Below are 17,135 nucleotides of genomic sequence, written 5' to 3' on the forward strand. Positions count from 1 at the left end.
GCGGGGTCCCGCTGGGCACACCGGCCTCCTCAGTCCCGGCCGAGGCGGCGCGCCCCGGTGGTCGCGAAGACGACGCCCATCAGGGCCGCGGCCACCGTGACCGTCACCGTCGGCTGCGCGGCGGCCAGTTCGCTGCGGTCGCGCAGTGCGCCCATGAAGTCGAAGAGCGGCAGCCCGTTGGCGACGGAGTACCACAGCGGTACGTAGACGGCCTGGAAGAGGCGGTGGGTGCGGCTGAGCGTGCCCAGGGCCAGCGCCAGGGACGGGATGAACAGGGCGCCGCCGAGCCAACCGGCCAGGGCGAGGCCGTCCCCGGCGGCGAGCATACGGACGAGCGGGCCGAGGCCGGCGACGGCGGTGACGGTCAGGCCGGCGGCCCACTCGGCCAGCACCCGGCGGCGCACCGCGGGGTAGGCGGCGAGCAGGCCCGCGACGCCGTGCTCGTGGCGCTGGGTGCCGAGCCGGGACCAGATCAGCACGGGCCAGAGCCAGGCCAGCGGCAGCAGGACGCGGACGACGCCGTGCAGGGCCGGGGCGGTGAGCCCGCTCAGCAGCAGGAAGGCGGCGCCCAGCCACCACCACCAGCGCACGCCCTGGAGCAGGATGCGGACCTCGCCGGCCCACAGTCGCCAGGTCACCGCACCCGGTTCCGGGCGGGTGCGCAGCACGCCGCCCAGGGTGGGGCGGGCGACGTCGGGCCCGAACTCGTCGATGCACACGGGTGGGTCGGGGGCGCCGTCGGGGCCTTGTGGTGCGCGTGGGGTGGCGGCCCGGTGCCGGCGGTCGCGCGCCGGGTCGAAGCGGCCGAACCACAGCGTCGGGAGCAGCGCGAGGAGGGCGGCGATCAGCAGCAGGGTCGCCCGGCCCAGGACATAGCCGGCGGTCGGCGCGAAGCCGTGCCAGGTGAACAGCCCCAGCGGCTTGTCCAGGTAGGTCAGGCCGAGGCTGAACGTCCCGGTGACGTCGAGGTGTTGGGCGAGCAGGTCGGCGTACATCGACCTGGCGACGCTGTGCACGCCGATGCCGTCGAGCGGTAGCCCGGGGCCCTGTCCGGCGGTGGCGACGACCAGCCAGATGCCGAACCACAGGACGTTGCCGACGCCCGTGCGCAGCACCGGGAGCGACTCGAAGAGCAGCGCGCAGCCGGCGGTCAGCGCGACCAGGGGCAGCGCGATCAGCGCGAACGGCTGCCACAGGGCCACCGGGTCGATGTCCCGGGACTCGCCGCGGGCCAGTTGCATGACCAGGGCGGTGACCGCGAGCGCCCCGAGCATGGACGCCAACAGCAGCAGATTGCCGAGGAACTTGCCGGCCAGGTAGGCGGGGGTGCGCAGCGGGGTGGCGGCGAGCAACTGGCCGACGCGGCTGCGGTGGTCGCGTTCGATGGAGTTGCGGACGAGGTAGAAGCCGCCGAGGGTGAGCCACAGGCCGGCCGCCAGCGCCGTCGCCATGCCGACATAGGCGCTGTTGTAGACCCCGCGGTAGTCGCCGACCTGCATGATCATCCACTGCGCGCCCGGGTCCGGCACCGCGACGTATCCCAGGGCGACGGCGGCGGCGAGCACCGCGAGGTAGCCGGGGCGGCGGATGCGGTCACGGAAGTCGGCCAGTGCGAGGCCGGTGAGCGCAGGGAGCACCGCGTCACACCGCCCTTGCGTGGAGCGGGCGTTCGCCGGGTCCGCCGGCGGGTGGGCCGCCCTCGCCGGACCGGATGATGCCGAGGTAGGCGTCCTCCAGGTCGGGCGTCAGCGGGGCGGCGCCCTCGTAGGGGCGGGTGTCCGACAGCAGCCGGATGCGGACGCCGTCGGCGGTGCGCACCAGGCGGCTGACGGTGTACTGCGCCCGCACCGCCGGCACGGCGGACGGGTCGACCAGCACCTCCCACACCCGGCCGGCCATCGGGCGCAGCAGCTCCTCGGGGGTGCCGCGGCGCAGCAGGCGGCCGCCGGCCAGCACCGCGATGTCGGCGGCCACCGATTCGACGTCGGAGACGATGTGGGTGGAGAGCAGCACCACCCTGTCGGCCGCCAGGTCGCTGAGCAGGTTGCGGAACCGGACCCGCTCCTCGGGGTCGAGGCCCGCGGTGGGCTCGTCGACGATGATCACCTGCGGGTCGGCGAGCAGTACTTGGGCGATGCCGACCCGGCGCAGCATGCCGCCGGAGTACGTGCCCAGCGGCCGCCTGACCGCCTCGGTGAGGTTGACCAGCTCCAGCAGCTCGTCGATGCGGGCCCGGGCGGTGCGGGCCGAGACGCCCTTGGCCGCGGCCAGGTAGCTCAGGAACTCGCGGGAGGTCAGGTTCGGGTAGACCCCGAAGTCCTGCGGGAGGTAACCGAGCGCCCGGCGCAGCCCGTTGGGGCGGGCCACCGCGTCCTCGCCGTGGAAGCGCACCCGGCCGCTGGTGGGCCGGGTGACGGTGGCGGCGATCCGCATCAGCGAGGACTTGCCGGCGCCGTTGGGCCCCAACAGGCCCACCATTCCCGGCTCCAGCCGCAGCGTCAGGTGGTCGACGGCGCGCTTGCCGCCCCTGTAGATCTTGGTGACGTCGAGGAGTTCGAGCACGGTCAGCGCTTCCCGCTGAGGGCCTGCCGGCCGTCCTTGGAGACCGCGATGCCCTTGGGGACCTCGACCCGGAACTTGGCGTCGCAGAGGGCCAGGCCGCTGCAACCCGCGTCGATGTCCAGGGTGTTGCCCTTGAGGTCCCAGGTGAGGTGCGCGGTGCCGGCGGCCGAGTCGAACCAGCGGGTGACCTTGATGTCCCTGCGGTCGGCCGCGACGACCTTGGTGGCGACCTCGTGTGTGGTCACGTTCAGGGACCGGCCGGCGTAGGCGAAGGTCTTCGACTCGGGCGTGACCTTCGAGGCGTCCACCGAGCAGCCGGTGAGGCCGAACGCGGCGGCGATGGCCGCCGCCGCGACGACGAGGGTGGCGGGCCGCGGCGCGCGGGCGCTTGAGAACATCGGTTCCTCCAGGATTGCGGGCGGTGCGGCGCTACGGGCGGCGCACCCTCGGGCAGGCCCTTGCGGGCGGTGCGCCGTTGTGGCCGGTGCACCGCTGCGAGAATCCCGGTTCCCTCCCGGCGCCACATCTGCCGATCGGCAGATATCGGCTGCCTCAGTGGCCGGCGGGCGCCGGCAGCAGGCAGCGCACCCGCCATCCGGGGCCGTGCGGGCCGGCGTTGAGCGTGCCGCCCAGCGCGCCGACCCGCTCGTCCAGGCCGGCCAGGCCGGTGCCGCCGCCCTGCCGGGGCCCGGCCGGTGCCGCGGGGCCGGCGTCGTCGGCGACGCGGACCTCCACCGCCCGGTCGGCGGTGCGGCCGGCGAACACCTCGACCCGCCCGGCCCCCGGCGCATGCCGCCGTACGTTGGTCAGGGCCTCCAGCACCACCCGGTAGGCGGTGTCCTCGGCCTCCTGGGACAGCGCGCCGGCCAACCCGTCCTCCAGGGACAGCGCCACCTCGGCGGTGGCCATCGAGGCGAAGCGGTCGACCAGTTCGGGCAGGTCGGCCAGGCCGTAGAGCCGGGTGGGCGGCGGCTCGCCCCACTTGCGGCGCTCCGCCTCGCGCAGCGTGGTCACCATCTGGTCCATGGAGTCCAGGGCCCGCAGCCCGGCCTGCTCGATGCGCCGGAGCAGCGCCCGGGATTCCTCGGGGTCGGCCTCGTCGACGAGTTGCGCCGCCTGGGCCTCCAGGACGATGCCGGTCACCTCGTGGGCGACGAAGGCGTGCAGGTCTCGGGCGACTTCCAGCCGCTGCTCGCGCCGGGCCAGGGCCACCGCGTGCGCCCGGCGGTTGTCCAGCGCCCGCAGGTACAGCCCGATTCCCGCCGCGAGGGCTACCGGGAACAGTGCGAACAGCGCCCCGGCGACCGACTCCTTCAGTCCCGTGGTGGGCGCGTGCAGGGTGAAACGCAGCGGCAGCAGCACCGCGGCGGCGCCGGTCAGCGGCGCGATGAACGCCACCTTCGGGTGGGGCACATGGCGCACCGCCCGCTCCAACAGGACCAGCAGCGCGAGGGTTTCGCACGGGTACCAGAGGATCACCAGGCCCGGCGGCCCGAAGTAGCCGGCGTCCACGGCGAGCGAGAGCAGCGCGGCGCCGCCCGCCGCCCAGCCCAGCGAGACCCGCCCGACGGGCCACACCCACAGCGCCGCGGCCAGCGTCAGCGCGGCAACGACCGCCAGCGGGGCGGCGCTCGGGGGCGCCAGGAGGGCGGGCACCAGCATCGCGCCGGCCGCCACTGTGGCCCACCGGCGTCCCCGTCTCCGTCGGCGAGCGTCCGACGAACCGACCGACGGCGAACCGACCGACGGCGTCATCCGGGCATCTCCCCCGTAGCCAGGCCCAGTTCCCAGGCCCGTACCGCGATCCCGACCCGGTTCCGGACCTGCAACTTACGCTGGATGCTGGCCACATGCGTCTTGACCGTGCCCGCCGAGATGAACAACTCGCGGGCGATATCGGCGTTGGACCTGCCCTGGGCGACCCGGCCGGCGATCTCCGCCTCGCGCCCGGTCAGCCCCGCGGTGCGCGGCGTGCGCGCGCCCCGGCCGCCGTTCGCACCGGTGACGTGGTGCAGGAGCCGCGCCGTGATCTGCGGGCTGATCAGGCTGTCGCCGGCCATCGCCGCCCGCACCGCCTCGACCAGCAGCGCCGGCCCGGAACGCTTGAGGACGAACCCCGAGGCGCCGAACCGCAGCGCGGGATAGACGTATTCATCGAGATCGAAGGTGGTCACGATGACGACCCGGACCGGGTGCGGGAAGGCGGGGTCGACCAGTCGGCGGGTCACCTCCAGGCCGTCCATCCGCGGCATCCGGATGTCCACCAGCGCGACGTCCGGGGCGAGGGCGCGCCCCAGTTCCACCGCCGCCACGCCGTTCGCGGCCTCCCCGACCACCTCGATGTCGGCCTGGCTCTCCACGATGCGTCGCATGCCCCGACGCACCATCTCCTGGTCGTCGGCGATCAACAAACGAATAGTCACGGTCGGAAATCCTGCCGTATGTCGACGGAAATGGGCGGGCCGCTGCCCGCGCATGACGCAGGGACCGAGCTGCTGCCCGGCCCCTGCGCCCCCTCCGGCTACGACGTACGTCGCGCTACGTCGTTCAGTGCCTCAATTCCTTCAACACCGCCTGTGCCATGACGCGTTCGCCGGTGGCGTTGGGGTGCAGCGGCACGGCGGGCGAGGTCGGCAGCAGGCCCTCGATCCAGCGGTTCGCGGAGCAGGCGTCGTGGCCCTTGGTCGGGCCGAAGGTGTCGACGTAGCTGGCGCCCGCGGCGGTGGCGGCCTTGGCCACCTTGGTGTTGAGTTCGCCGAGGACGGAGCGCAGGAAGCGGAGGTCGCCGGTGGTGGCGGGCATCTTGCCCAGGCACGCCGTCGGGTCGTCGGGGAGGACGGCCGGGTAGCCGACCACCACCACCCTGGCGTTGGGTGCCTTGGCGGACAGCTTGCGCAGCCCGTCGGTCAGCCGGGTCGCCGCGGAGTCGAGCCGCTTGTCGAGCGTGTCGCCGTAGAAGTTCTTGCAGGGCGTGCCGAACGGGTTGGTCACGGCCAGCCCGATGCAGGCGGCCACCACGTCGACGAAGCCGACGTCGGAGGTGCCGAGGTCGTTGCCGCCGAGGGTGAGGGTGACCAGGGACGTGTCGGGCGTGACGGCGTCGAGTTGGGGGCCGTTGACGACGATCCCGGCGTCCGTCTGACGCGTGGTGAGCGCGCTCACCTTGGCGGCGGCGCAGGTCTTGTCCGCGTACGAGGACGGGGCGAGGGCCGCGGCGACGAGATGCCCGTAGTTGTGGTCGGAGCGCAGGCACAGGCCGGCGGACTGTCCGGGGACGCCGGCTCCGGCGGCGTAGGAGTCCCCCAGCGCCACGTACTTGCCGGTGCCGGCGGGGGTCGCGGCGTGTGCGGAGGCCGGGAGGGCGGCCGCGGTGAGCGTCGAGGCGAGGAGCGCGGCGCCGGCCAGTAGGGACGTGCGCGGGGTGTTCCTGGTGCGTGTCCGGTGGGATGTTGCGGCTCTGGGCACGGTTCCTCCTTCGGGAGGCAGCACGGGGAAAGCGGTCCGATACCGGCCGGTAACGTCCTCGTATCGTGGCGTTCGAGAACCCCAGGGGCCATGTGCCGACGCACAGCACCACACCCGCCCCTGTTGTCCCAGGGCACAACCACCCCCCGCCCCGGACATCCCTTTGTAACCTGCGGGAATGAGCCGCACCCCCGACGCACCCCCCGAAATCGCCCCCGTAGCGGCTTCGTTGCTGACCCGCTCCGAGGAACTGGGCGCCCGAATAGCCCGCCGCATCCGCGCCCAGGTGCCGTACTACCGGCGCGACGAGCACGTCTCCTTCGAGGAGTTGACCGCCTCGTGCCGGCGCAACTGCGAGCTGGTGCTGCGGCAACTCGTCGACGGCCACAGCGACGACATGGCGTCGGCACAGGACACCGGCCGCGAACGGGCCCGCCGGGGCACCCCGTTGGCCGAGTTGCTGCACGCCTACCGCGTCGGGTCCGAGGTGCTGTGGTCCGCGATCGCCGACGAGGCCCGCGCCGCCGAGGGCCTGACCACCGAGACGATCATGTCGCTGGCCGCGTGGTGGGTGAACGGCGGCCTCGCGGCCTCGGCCAGCGACGCCTACCGCGAGGAGGTCTCCGAGCTGCTGCTGCAACGCGAGCGGGAGCGCTCGGCGATGGTCGAGGCCCTGTTCACCGGGCTGCTCACGGACCGCACCACGCTGTGGGAGGCCGCCGACGTGCTGGGCCTGCCGACCGGCGGGCCCTATCTCGTGGTGGCCGCGGAGGTACCGGGGCCCGGCCGGGAGGCGCTGCCCGGCATCGAGTCCCGGCTGCTGGGCGAACAACTGCGCTCGGCCTGGCGCCTCTTGCCTGACCTGCACGTCGGCGTGGTCGCCGTCCCCCACCCGGACGCCGACGAGGCGGTGCTGCGCGTCCTTACCCGATCGCTCGCCACCCGGGGAGGCATCAGCCCCGCCTACCGCGATCTGCGCGAGACCCCCCGGGCGCTCCGGCTCGCCCGTCTGGCGCTCACCGGCGCCCGCGCCCGGCCCACCGGGAGCATCGCCCGCTTCGACAGCAGCCCGGCCGCCCTGTTGGTGGCGGCGGCGCCGGACGAGGCCGCACGGATCGCCCGCGCCGCCCTGGAAGGCGTACTGCGGCTGCCGGCCGACGAACGGGACCGGCTGTTGGAGACCCTGGAGTGCTGGTTCGCCGCGGCCGGCTCCACGGCCGCCGCGGCGCGCCTGTTGTTCTGCCACCGCAACACCGTCCGCTACCGGCTCAACCGGCTGGAGGAGCTGACGGAACGCTCGCTTCGCGACCCCCGCGCGGTGGCCGACCTCGCCGTGGCCCTGCACGCGCTGCGCCTGACGCCCGGCGAGTAGAGGACCTCACCACCCGGGCGGTGAGGTCCTCTGGAGGGTGGCGCGCCCGGCCCCTACCCGGCCGACTCCTCCCAGGTGACCGGCAGTTCGTGGACCCCGTAGATGTTCATGTCGGTCCGCAGCCGCACCTCGTCGGCCGGGACGGCCAGCTTGAGGGTCGGGAAGCGGCGCAGCAGCCCGTCGAAGCCGGCGCGCATCTCGATGCGGGCCAACTGCTGGCCGAGGCACTGGTGGATGCCGTGACCGAAGGAGAGGTGACCGCGGGCCTTGCGGTGCAGGTCCAGGGTGTCGGGGTGGTCGAAGCGCTTGGGGTCGCGGTTGGCGGTCAGCAGCGAGACGACGACGGTCGAGCCCTTGCCGATCGTCTCCCCGCAGAGCTCGATGTCCTCCGTGGCGTAGCGGTAGAAGATGTCGCCGACCGAGAGGTAGCGCAGGAGTTCCTCGACGGCGCCCGGCAACAGCTCCGGCGCGGAGCGCAGTTCGGCCAGTTGCTCGGGGTGCTCCAGGAGCGCGAAGGTGCCCAGCCCCAGCATGTTGGCGGTGGTCTCGTGGCCGGCGAGCAGCAGCAGGAAGGCGACGCCGGTCAACTCCTCGATGCTCAGGTCGTCCTGGCGGGCCAGGTCGGAGAGTATGTCCTCGCCGGGCTCGGCCCGCTTGCGGGTGACCAGTTCGGCGAGGTACGAGGTCAACGCCCCGTACGCGGCCATCTTGTCGTCGAACGTCACCTCCTTCTCCATGAACGTCGCAAAGTTGGTCTGAAAGGTGTCCCGGTCCTCGTAGGGGACGCCGAGCAGCTCGCAGATCATCAGCGACGGCACCGGCAGCGCGAACTCCTTGACCAGGTCGATCGGCGGGGCCATGCCCGCCAGTTCGTCCAGTCGCCGCTCGGTGATGTCGACGATGCGCTCTTCGAGCTGCTTCATGCGCTTGACGGTGAAGGCGCCGGTGAGCCTGCGCCGCAGCCGGGTGTGGTCCGGCGGGTCCATGGCGACGAACAGCCCCGGCACCTGCGGGGACGGCTCGGTCGGTACGGGCATGCCGGGGGTCTCGTACGGCAGGTGCATGATGCCGAGGTCCTGGCGGGAGCTGAACCGGGTGTCGGCCAGGAGCTGGCGGACCGCCTCGTAGCCGGTGACGACCCAGCCCTCGTGGCCGTCGGGGAAGCGCATCGGGCAGACCGGGCGGGACTCGCGCAGCCGGGTGAGGTAGCGGGGCGGGTCGAACGGGCCGGCATCGCGCTCCGTGGGGAGGCCGTTCGGAATCGGAACGGGAACCTGGTCACTCATCGGACTTCCTTTCGTGGCGGAATTGCTGTGCGGAATTGCTGTGCGGAATTGCGGCGCAAACTCTGACGCAGGCATGACATAGAAAGGTGCGGCACCCATCCGTTGGAAGAGCTCGAAGAGCTCGAAGAGGGAGGGGTGAAGTCGCCCGAGGAGTGGGCGGGTTGAACGGCCGGCGCTCAGACGCGGGCGCGGCGCACGTCGATGTTGCCATAGCGGCTGCGGGCCCGGACCTCGACGGTGTCCTCGGCCTCCTCCGGGCTCTCGGAGGCGTCGAGCGTGTTGCGCACCTGCCCCCGCTCGGAGCTCACGTCGAGCCAGGCGGCGGTGCCCTCGCGGACGCCGATCTCGATGGCGCCGTAGGAGTTCTCCAACTGGACCGCGCCGCGGGCCACTTCGCCCACCCGCAGAGTGCCGTGGGCGGCGGTGGCGGTGACCGAGCCCTCGGCGCGCTGGATGTCGATGTCGCCGTGGGCGCCGCTCACCCGCAGCTCGCCGATCGCGGCGCCGACGACCGTGGAGCCGTGCGAGTTCTTCAGGACGGCGGGACCGTTGACGGTGCCGACGCGCAGGCTGCCGGAGCTGGTGGTGATCTCGGCCAGGCCCTCGACCCGGTCCACGGTGATCGAGCCGTGCGCCACGTTGAGTTGGAGCGGTCCGGTGGCGTCGAGCCGCACGTCGCCCGAGGCGAGCTTCTTCACGCGGACCTCGCCGAGCCGTCCCTCACCGAACAGTTGGGCCCAGTCGCCGGTCATCTCGACGTTCGAGCCGGTGGGCAGCTCGACGGTCACGTCGACGGTGCCGGTGCGCCCGACGAGGTAGCGCTGCTTGGGCGTCCGAACGGTCAACACGCCGCCGGCGTAGCTGACCTCGGTCCCCTCGGCGGCCCGCACGTCCTGATCCTTCTTCGGGTCGCGGGGCAGCACCTCGACGACGGTGTCGGCGCGGTCGCCGGCGGCGAACCGGAGGGAGCCGGCGGTCAGGTGGGCGGTGGTCGAAATCGGTTCGGGAGTGTCGAAAGAAGGCATGGCTGTACCGTCCTCGTGAGTCTTTGGGTCGTCCCCGGCGTTGGGGGACGTGAAGGAAGCGAAGTGAAGTGGCGCGGGCCGGGGTGTGGTTAGCGCACCCAGCCCGTGAAGCTCTGCCCCATGGTGCGGGTCCGCTCCGTCGCGCGCGGCTGCGCGCCACCGCCGACCGCGGCCGAAACCGCCCGCACCAGCCAGGCGTTGACCGACAGCCCCTCGCGGCCGGCGGCCTCCTCGGCGCGCGCCTTGAGGTGGGCCGGCAGCCGCAGATTGACGCGGGCGGTGCCGCCCTCGTCACCTTCGGCGGGCGCCGGCGCGGCGAGCGGTTCGACGGGCGGGGCGGTCGCCTCCGCGGGGCCGCCGCCGGCGGGCGGCGGCGTCACCACGAAGTCCGGGTCCAGCCCGCGCAGCCGTACGTCGACCGAGCCGGGGGCGAGCTCGCGGGTGATCTCGTCCATCGCGGCGGAGAGCACATTGAGCATGGTCAGCCGGGTCGCCGACTCCAGTGGAGCGGTGAGCCGCTCGGCCAGCTCGCGGGCGTCCTCCCCGCCGGCTTCGGCGGCCACCGCGAGTTCACGGCGGAGGGTCTCGACATACGGGGTGAGGTCCATGACGTCATCATGGCACCACGATGGCACCATGCGCAAGCGCGCATGGCACCGCACGCGAAGTCAGCGCGACTGCACCGCTCTGACCTGGGGAAACATCGGAGAGGTGCGCCGAGCCACGATGGCACCACGCCTCCTCGTCGCTCTCTAACGGCACGGAATGGCACCACGTGACGCCACACGGCACCGCACGGCGCCAGGCGACGCCGCGCGGTGCCACATGGCGCCGGGCGCCGCCGTTCAGGTGAGGACGGAGCGCACAGCACCCAGGGAGGCGCCAGGTCGGCGACCCAACGCGCCCCGCGTGACGCTGCGGTCGCCCCCGGCCGGCCCGATACTTGATCCCCCCGAGGTGGTCACGCAGGAAGGGCGTCACCCGATTGGCCGATGGTCGTTCGGGGAAGTCAGCAGCGCGAACGCCGGCCGGAGCTCCGGCTGTCGAGTCACCAGGAGGTACCCGTGAGGATGCTGATCAACGTCCCCGAGACCGTGGTGTCGGATGCCCTACGCGGCATCGCCGCGGCCCATCCGGAGCTGGTGGTGGACGTGGCGAACCGGGTGATCGTGCGGCGGGACGCGCCGGTGGCCGGGAAGGTGGCGTTGATCTCCGGCGGCGGCAGCGGGCACGAGCCGTTGCACGGGGGGTTCGTGGGGCCGGGGATGCTGGATGCGGCGTGTCCGGGAGAGGTGTTCACCTCGCCGGTGCCGGATCAGATGGTGCGGGCCGCGGCGGCGGTGGACAGCGGGCGCGGGGTGCTGTTCGTGGTGAAGAACTACACCGGTGACGTGCTGAACTTCCAGATGGCGGCGGAGCTGGCGGAGGACGAGGGAGTGCAGGTCGCCAGCGTGCTGGTCGACGACGATGTCGCGGTGCGCGACTCGACCTTCACGGCCGGGCGGCGCGGCACCGGGGCGACGCTGTTCGTGGAGAAGATCGCGGGTGCGGCGGCCGAGGAGGGGATGCCGCTGGAGCGGGTGGCGGCGGTGGCCCGGCAGGTCGTGGCGTCGTCGCGCAGCTTCGGGGTGGCGCTGAGCGCCTGCTCGACGCCGGCGAAGGGCGGGCCGACGTTCGAACTCCCCGAGGGCGAGCTGGAGTTGGGGGTGGGCATCCACGGCGAGCCGGGGCGGGAGCGGCGCGGGATGATGACCTCGCGGGAGATCGCGGACGTGGCGGTGGAGGCCGTACTGGAGGACCTCAAGCCGCAGTTGCCGGTGCTGGCGCTGGTGAACGGGATGGGGGCGACGCCGCTGCTGGAGCTGTACGGCTTCGGCGCGGAGGTGCGGCGGGTGCTCGACGAGCGCGGGGTGTCGGTGGCCCGTACGTTGGTGGGGAACTATGTGACCTCGCTGGACATGGCCGGGTGTTCGGTGACGTTGTGTCAAGTGGACGGCGAATTGCTGCGGTTGTGGGATGCGCCGGTCGAGACGGCCGGGCTGCGGTGGGGGCGGTAGACGGTGGTGGTGGACGGTGACCGGGGGTCACTGATGGGGTGTCGTCGGCTGGTTGTCGTGCGTGGAGAGGGGTGATGGGCGTGGTGGAGGCGGCGCTTGACGGTGGGTTCTTCGTGCGGTGGCTGACCGCGGCGGCCGGGCTGGTCGAGCGGGAGGCGGACCGGCTCACGGAGCTGGACTCGGCGATCGGCGATGCCGATCACGGGGCCAATATGCAGCGGGGGTTCGCCGCCGTGGTGAAGGCGATGGACGCCGAGCCGCCCGGGACGCCGGGGGCCGTACTGGTCGCCGCCGGGCGGCAGTTGATCTCGACGGTGGGGGGCGCGTCGGGACCGCTGTACGGGACGCTGTTGCGGCGGGCCGGGAAGAGCCTGGGCGAGGCGCCCCAGGTGTCGGTGGCTCAGTTGCAGGAGGGGCTGCGGGCCGGGGTGGACTCGGTGCGGACGCTCGGGGGTGCCGCGCCCGGGGACAAGACCATGGTGGACGCGCTGGTGCCGGCGGTGGAGGCGCTGGGCGACTCGCCCGACGCGGCGGCCGCGGCGGCCGAGGAGGGGGCGCGGGCCACCGTGCCGATGCTGGCGAAGAAGGGCCGGGCCAGCTATCTCGGGGAGCGGAGCATCGGGCACCAGGACCCGGGGGCGACGTCCTCGGCGCTGTTGTTCGCGGCGTTGGCGGAGGTGGCGCGATGAGCGGCGCGGCCCCGCTGGTGGGCGTGGTGCTGGTGTCGCACAGCAGGGCGGTGGCGGAGTCGGTCGCCGCGCTGGCGGCGGGGCTGGCCGGGGACGGCGGGCGGGTGCCGGTGGCCGCGGCCGGTGGCACGCCGGACGGCGGGCTGGGGACGAGCTCCGAGCTGATCGCGGCGGCGGCGCGGGAGGTGGACCGCGGCGCGGGGGTGGCGCTGCTGGTCGACCTCGGGAGCGCGGTGCTGACGGTGAAGGCGATGCTCGCCGAGGGGGATGAACTCCCGGACGGCGCACGGCTGGTGGACGCGCCGTTCGTCGAGGGGGCGGTGGCCGCCGTGGTCAGCGCGTCGGCCGGGGCGGACCTGGCGGCCGTGGTCGCGGCGGCCGAAGAGGCGTACGGCTACCGGAAGCAGTGAGCGCCGCGGGGCGGCTTCAGGGCCTCAGGGCTTGCGGGCGACGGCGGCGTAGCAGGCGGCCTCGGCGTCGGTGACGTGGGTGGCGTCCTCGGGACGCTCGGGGCGCCACTGGTGGGACAGCGCGATGCCGGGGTCGAGCAGCTCCCAGCCGTCGAAGAAGCGGAGGAACTCGGCGCGGGTGCGGAACTGCAGCTCGGTGCCCGCGTCGCGGTAGATGTCGATCAGTCGCTGCATGACGTCGGGGCTGAAGTCCCCGGTGGCGTGCGTCATCGCGAGCGTACTGCCGCTGGGGAGGGCGGACTTGAGGGTCTCGACGACGGTGTGCGCGCGGTCCTGGCCGTCATCGGTGACGAAGTGCATCAGGGCGTTGAGGCTGAGCGCGACCGGGCGGGTCAGGTCGAGGGTGGTGAGGAGGTGCGGGGCGGTCAGGATGCTGCGGGGGTCGGTGACGTCGGCCGGGACGTAGGCGGTGCGGCCCTCGGGGGTGCCGCGCAGCAGGGCCGCGGCGTGCGCGAGCACGATGGGGTCGTTGTCGGTGTAGACGACGCGGGCGTCGGGGGCGATGCCCTGGGCGATCTCGTGGAGGTTGGGCGGGGTGGGGATGCCGGTGCCGATGTCCAGGAACTGGCGCAGGCCGGCGGCGGCGAGGTGTCGGGTCGCCCGGTGCATGAACTCGCGGTTGATCCGGGCGGCCACCAGGGCGGCGGGGAAGACGCCCAGGACCCGGCCGGCGGCCATCCGGTCGGCCAGGAAGTTGGTCTTGCCGCCCAGCATGTAGTCGTAGATCCGGGCCGAGTGCGCCCGGTCCAACTTCAGGTCCACCACGGGCTCGTGCTCGGTCATCGCGCGCTGCCTCCCGCCACCGGGCGGGTCGCCGACCGGCCGCCGGTCCCCCGCCGCTCCCCGCTCCGCCGCCGGGAGCGTTGTCGTAGCAGCACCTTGCCCTGCGCGCCGGTGTTCATGCGCCGGAAACGCTGTGCGCGCGGGCGTCACCGGTGCGCGCCGGGCGGACGGTGGTCGCATGGCGCACACCCGGGCGCGGGTTTTGATCGTTCCCGGTCAGGAGTAGTCATTTGCGTACGGAGCGCAGGAATATCTGTCGCCCCGTGCCACAAATCAATGGGGTTTCCTGTTGATTGGAAGGTGAGGACAGACCGTCCTCCCGGCGCGGCCACCGCCCTCGGTGCCGCCGCGACGGTGCACGGCGACGGGAACGAGGACGGCGCGTGAGCACAGACCGGGACCGACTTCTGCCGGCCAGGAGGCCGGACCCTGCTGCCATGGTGGAGATAGCCGTTCCCCAGGAATCGGGGCGGGAGTTGGCGCTCACCTTCGAGGCGTTCCTGGCGACCCACGCCCGCAAGTGGCTGGCCTACGCCTATCTGCACACCGGCAGCCGGACCGCCGCCCGCGAGGTGACCCTGGCGGCGTACGAGCAGTTGGGCCGGGTGTGGCCGCACGCGTTACGGCAGGCGTCGGTGGAGGCGTACGCATGGTCGGTGCTCAAGGAGCGGGTCACCGAGTGGCTCTACGACCGTCGGCAGCCGACCGCGCTCACCGAGACCGCCGCCTTCGCCGTCGTCACCCAGGCACTGCTGCGCGAGTGCCAACAGCAATTCGCCATGCTGGAGAGCCAGTTGGGGCTCTATGCGGCGATCGCCCGGCTGCCCGAGCGGCAGTGCGACGTGATCGTGCTGCGGCACGTCATCGGGTACGGCGACGCGCAGATCGCCGCGCTGCTCGGGGTGGACGAGGTCACCGTGCGTTCGTACGCGAGCCGGGGCAGGCGGAGGCTGGCCGCCGCGCTCGGCATCGATCAGGGTTAGCCGGCCGGGCAACGGCCGGGAGTTCAGCGGGAGTCGGACATGGGGGAACGTGAGATGACGAGGACGCACCGGGACCAGGGCGAGCGCCGGGAGACCGTCGAGTCGCTGCTGAGCGCCGCCGCGGCGGTGGCCGGGATCGACGGGCTGGCGGACTTCGGCGCGCTGGACGACGCCGGGGCGCTCGACGGGCTGGGCTGCCTGGCGCCCGCCGCGGCCGTGCCTCAGCGGTCGGCGGTGGTACCGCCGGGGCGGGCCGCGCCCAGTGGCTACCCCACCGCGCGGGACGAGGCCACCGGGGAGCTCCAACTGGCCTGCGCGCTGGTCATCAACGCCGCGGCGGCCGCGGCGAGCCTGGAGCGGCTGGTGGACGACCACCACATCGACCCGGAGGGCGCGCTGGTCTTCGGGTGCCTGCTGCACCTCACGGGCCGGGCCCAGGCGGCGCACTTCTGGTGGCTCTTCGGCGCGGGCGCCGGCAGCCGGACCGCCGCGTACTGCCTGTACCTCGCGCACCGTCGGGACGGCGAGTTCCGCGACGCCGCCTACTGGCGCGAGCAGGCGGCGCACCCGTCCGAAGAGGAGCCCCGGGCGCTGGCGGCCTTCGACGAGAAGCAGTTGCTGCCCGACGAGGCCCGGCACAACCTCCTCGTCCAGTGGCACAGCGGGCTGGCGCCGACGCTGCCGGCGGCGCTGGAGCACGTGATCAACCGGCTGGTGGTGGAGGGCGACGACGAGGACTTCGGGGCCATCCCCCGGCCCTCGCCGACCCTGGTGCAGGACCTGGGCCGCGCCGCCCTCCGCTGAGCCGGGCCGCCGCCCGCCCGGGGTTTCAGAGGAAGTTGACGCCCTGGGCGAGCGGCAGGTCGGCCGAGTAGTTGACGGTGTTGGTGGCCCGGCGCATATACGCGCGCCAGGCGTCCGAGCCGGACTCCCGGCCGCCGCCGGTCTCCTTCTCACCGCCGAACGCGCCGCCGATCTCCGCCCCCGAGGTGCCGATGTTCACGTTGGCGATGCCGCAGTCGGAGCCGTCGGCGGCCAGGAACCGTTCGGCCTCCCGCTGGTCGCGGGTGAAGATGCTCGACGACAGGCCCTGCGGCACGCCGTTGTGCAGGGCGAGGGCCTCGTCCAGGGTGCGGTAGGTCAGGACGTAGAGGATCGGGGCGAAGGTCTCGGTGCGGACGATCTCGGCCTGTTCGGGCATCCGGACGAGGGCGGGGCGGACGTAGGCGGCGCCCGGGGCCTCGGCCTCGAAGCGGCGGTCGCCGCCGGTGAGCACGGTGCCGCCGGCGCGCCGGGCGGCGTCCAGCGCCCGGGCCATCGCGGTGTGCGCGGCGGGGTTGATCAACGGGCCGACGAGGGTGGCCGGATCGTCGGGGTTGCCGACCGGGAGCCGTTCGTAGGCGTGCACCAGGCGGGTGGTGAGGGGGTCCGCGACGTCCTCGTGGACGATCAGGCGGCGCAGGGTGGTGCAGCGCTGGCCGGCGGTGCCGGCGGCGGCGAAGACCACGCCGCGGACGGTGAGGTCGAGGTCGGCGGTGGGGGTGACCACCGCGGCGTTGTTGCCGCCGAGTTCGAGCAGGCAACGGCCGAAGCGGGCGGCGACCCGGGGCGCGACCTGGCGCCCCATCCGCACCGAGCCGGTGGCGCTGACCAGGGCCACCCGGGGGTCGTCGGCGAGCAGTTCGCCGAGTTCCGCGCCGCCGAGCAGCAGGTGGTGGACGCCGGGCGGGGCGCCGGCGTCGGCGGCGGCCCGGGCCAGCAGCGCGGTGCAGGCGAGCGCGGTGAGCGGGGTGAGTTCGGACGGCTTCCAGACCACCGGGTCGCCGCAGACCAGGGCGATGGCGGTGTTCCAGGACCACACGGCCACCGGGAAGTTGAAGGCGGAGATCACCCCGGCGACGCCGAGCGGGTGCCAGCTCTCGGAGAGCCGGTGGCCGGGGCGTTCGCCGGCGATGGTGCGGCCGTAGAGCTGGCGGGAGAGGCCGACCGCGAAGTCGCAGATGTCGATCATCTCTTGGACCTCGCCGAGCGCCTCGGAGCGGATCTTGCCGGCTTCGAGGGTGACCAGGTCGGCGAGGTCGTCCTGGTGGGCGGTGAGCAGCTCGCCGAGCCGCTTGACCAGGGCGCCGCGGACCGGGGCGGGGACGGCGCGCCAGGTGTGGAAGGTGCGTTGGGCGTCGGCGAGGACGGCCTCGGCCTGCTCGGGCGTGGTGGCGGGAAGTTGGGCGAGGACGGCGCCGGTGAGCGGGGTGCGGGCGGTGACGGTGGCGCCGGGCGCGGCGGGGGCCTGCGCGGCGTACGCGTCGAGGCCGGCCGCGCCGCAGCGGCGCAGCGCGGTGCTGGCGCGGGCCCGCAGGGCGTCGGTGCCGGGCAGGCCGAGGGTGCCGGGGTGCGCACTGGTGGCGGTCATGGGGTCTCCTCTGAGGGCGGTGGGGCGGGTAGG

Annotated in this window: 17 protein-coding genes; 6 read left to right on the forward strand and 11 right to left on the reverse strand. The window is 73.6% G+C overall.

What is annotated here, in order from left to right:
* Nucleotides 1-29: 29 nt before the first annotated feature.
* The 6 genes from ACFVFQ_RS23305 to ACFVFQ_RS23330 all read right to left on the reverse strand — a co-directional run bounded on the left by ACFVFQ_RS23305 (nt 30) and on the right by ACFVFQ_RS23330 (nt 6,027).
* Nucleotides 30-1,637, reverse strand: coding sequence for a hypothetical protein (locus ACFVFQ_RS23305; RefSeq protein WP_383419106.1), 1,608 nt, complete (start codon nt 1,635-1,637; stop codon nt 30-32).
* Between the two features lie 4 nt (nt 1,638-1,641).
* The gene (locus ACFVFQ_RS23310) at nt 1,642-2,562 is read right to left on the reverse strand and encodes an ABC transporter ATP-binding protein (protein ID WP_383419108.1); all 921 of its coding nucleotides are present in this window, start codon (nt 2,560-2,562) and stop codon (nt 1,642-1,644) included.
* A 2-nt stretch (nt 2,563-2,564) separates the two neighbouring features.
* Entirely contained in the window at nt 2,565-2,960 is a 396-nt protein-coding gene (locus ACFVFQ_RS23315; protein ID WP_383419110.1) for a hypothetical protein, read from the reverse strand.
* A 154-nt stretch (nt 2,961-3,114) separates the two neighbouring features.
* Nucleotides 3,115-4,224, reverse strand: coding sequence for a sensor histidine kinase (locus ACFVFQ_RS23320; RefSeq protein ID WP_383419112.1), 1,110 nt, complete (start codon nt 4,222-4,224; stop codon nt 3,115-3,117).
* A gap of 89 nt (nt 4,225-4,313) precedes the next feature.
* A complete protein-coding gene (locus ACFVFQ_RS23325; RefSeq protein WP_383419114.1) occupies nt 4,314-4,985 on the reverse strand; it encodes a response regulator in 672 nt (223 codons plus the stop codon).
* A 124-nt stretch (nt 4,986-5,109) separates the two neighbouring features.
* The gene (locus ACFVFQ_RS23330; RefSeq protein ID WP_383419116.1) at nt 5,110-6,027 is read right to left on the reverse strand and encodes an SGNH/GDSL hydrolase family protein; all 918 of its coding nucleotides are present in this window, start codon (nt 6,025-6,027) and stop codon (nt 5,110-5,112) included.
* A gap of 178 nt (nt 6,028-6,205) precedes the next feature.
* Here ACFVFQ_RS23330 and ACFVFQ_RS23335 point away from each other — a divergent pair, with 178 nt between their 5' ends.
* Nucleotides 6,206-7,399, forward strand: coding sequence for a PucR family transcriptional regulator (locus ACFVFQ_RS23335; protein WP_383419118.1), 1,194 nt, complete (start codon nt 6,206-6,208; stop codon nt 7,397-7,399).
* 53 nt (nt 7,400-7,452) lie between these two features.
* On the opposite strand, the gene ACFVFQ_RS23340 is transcribed toward ACFVFQ_RS23335, so the two are convergent.
* The 3 genes from ACFVFQ_RS23340 to ACFVFQ_RS23350 form a co-directional block, all read right to left on the reverse strand.
* Entirely contained in the window at nt 7,453-8,685 is a 1,233-nt protein-coding gene (locus ACFVFQ_RS23340; protein WP_383419120.1) for a cytochrome P450, read from the reverse strand.
* Nucleotides 8,686-8,861: 176 nt separating this feature from the next.
* A complete protein-coding gene (locus ACFVFQ_RS23345) occupies nt 8,862-9,710 on the reverse strand; it encodes a DUF4097 domain-containing protein (protein WP_383419122.1) in 849 nt (282 codons plus the stop codon).
* An 89-nt stretch (nt 9,711-9,799) separates the two neighbouring features.
* Complete coding sequence (locus tag ACFVFQ_RS23350; RefSeq protein ID WP_383419124.1) at nt 9,800-10,318, reverse strand: hypothetical protein; 519 nt, start codon at nt 10,316-10,318, stop codon at nt 9,800-9,802.
* Between the two features lie 456 nt (nt 10,319-10,774).
* Between ACFVFQ_RS23350 and dhaK the strand changes: the two genes are divergently transcribed.
* From dhaK to ACFVFQ_RS23365, 3 genes are all read left to right on the forward strand, one after another.
* Nucleotides 10,775-11,767, forward strand: coding sequence for a dihydroxyacetone kinase subunit DhaK (gene dhaK / locus ACFVFQ_RS23355; protein ID WP_383419126.1), 993 nt, complete (start codon nt 10,775-10,777; stop codon nt 11,765-11,767).
* Between the two features lie 74 nt (nt 11,768-11,841).
* A complete protein-coding gene (gene dhaL / locus ACFVFQ_RS23360) occupies nt 11,842-12,456 on the forward strand; it encodes a dihydroxyacetone kinase subunit DhaL (RefSeq protein ID WP_383419128.1) in 615 nt (204 codons plus the stop codon).
* Nucleotides 12,453-12,866 carry a PTS-dependent dihydroxyacetone kinase phosphotransferase subunit DhaM gene (locus tag ACFVFQ_RS23365; protein WP_383419130.1) on the forward strand — a complete coding sequence of 138 codons (414 nt, stop codon included), beginning with the start codon at nt 12,453-12,455 and terminating at the stop codon, nt 12,864-12,866. The genes dhaL and ACFVFQ_RS23365 overlap by 4 nt, the downstream gene beginning before the upstream one ends.
* A 24-nt stretch (nt 12,867-12,890) precedes the next feature.
* Here the strand turns inward: ACFVFQ_RS23365 and ACFVFQ_RS23370 are convergent, their stop codons facing one another.
* Nucleotides 12,891-13,709, reverse strand: a complete 819-nt coding sequence (locus ACFVFQ_RS23370; protein WP_383419132.1) for an SAM-dependent methyltransferase — start codon at nt 13,707-13,709, stop codon at nt 12,891-12,893.
* A gap of 437 nt (nt 13,710-14,146) precedes the next feature.
* On the opposite strand from ACFVFQ_RS23370, the gene ACFVFQ_RS23375 reads away from it, so the two are divergent.
* Nucleotides 14,147-14,692, forward strand: a complete 546-nt coding sequence (locus ACFVFQ_RS23375) for an RNA polymerase sigma factor (RefSeq protein ID WP_383419134.1) — start codon at nt 14,147-14,149, stop codon at nt 14,690-14,692.
* 54 nt (nt 14,693-14,746) lie between these two features.
* A complete protein-coding gene (locus tag ACFVFQ_RS23380) occupies nt 14,747-15,496 on the forward strand; it encodes a hypothetical protein (protein WP_383419136.1) in 750 nt (249 codons plus the stop codon).
* 25 nt (nt 15,497-15,521) lie between these two features.
* Here ACFVFQ_RS23380 and ACFVFQ_RS23385 read toward each other — a convergent pair whose 3' ends face one another.
* Nucleotides 15,522-17,102 carry an aldehyde dehydrogenase family protein gene (locus ACFVFQ_RS23385; protein ID WP_383419138.1) on the reverse strand — a complete coding sequence of 527 codons (1,581 nt, stop codon included), beginning with the start codon at nt 17,100-17,102 and terminating at the stop codon, nt 15,522-15,524.
* Nucleotides 17,103-17,135 lie beyond the last annotated feature (33 nt).

Source organism: Streptomyces sp. NPDC057743, assembly GCF_042798755.1.
In the GTDB taxonomy this organism is placed as follows: Bacteria; Actinomycetota; Actinomycetes; order Streptomycetales; family Streptomycetaceae; genus Streptomyces.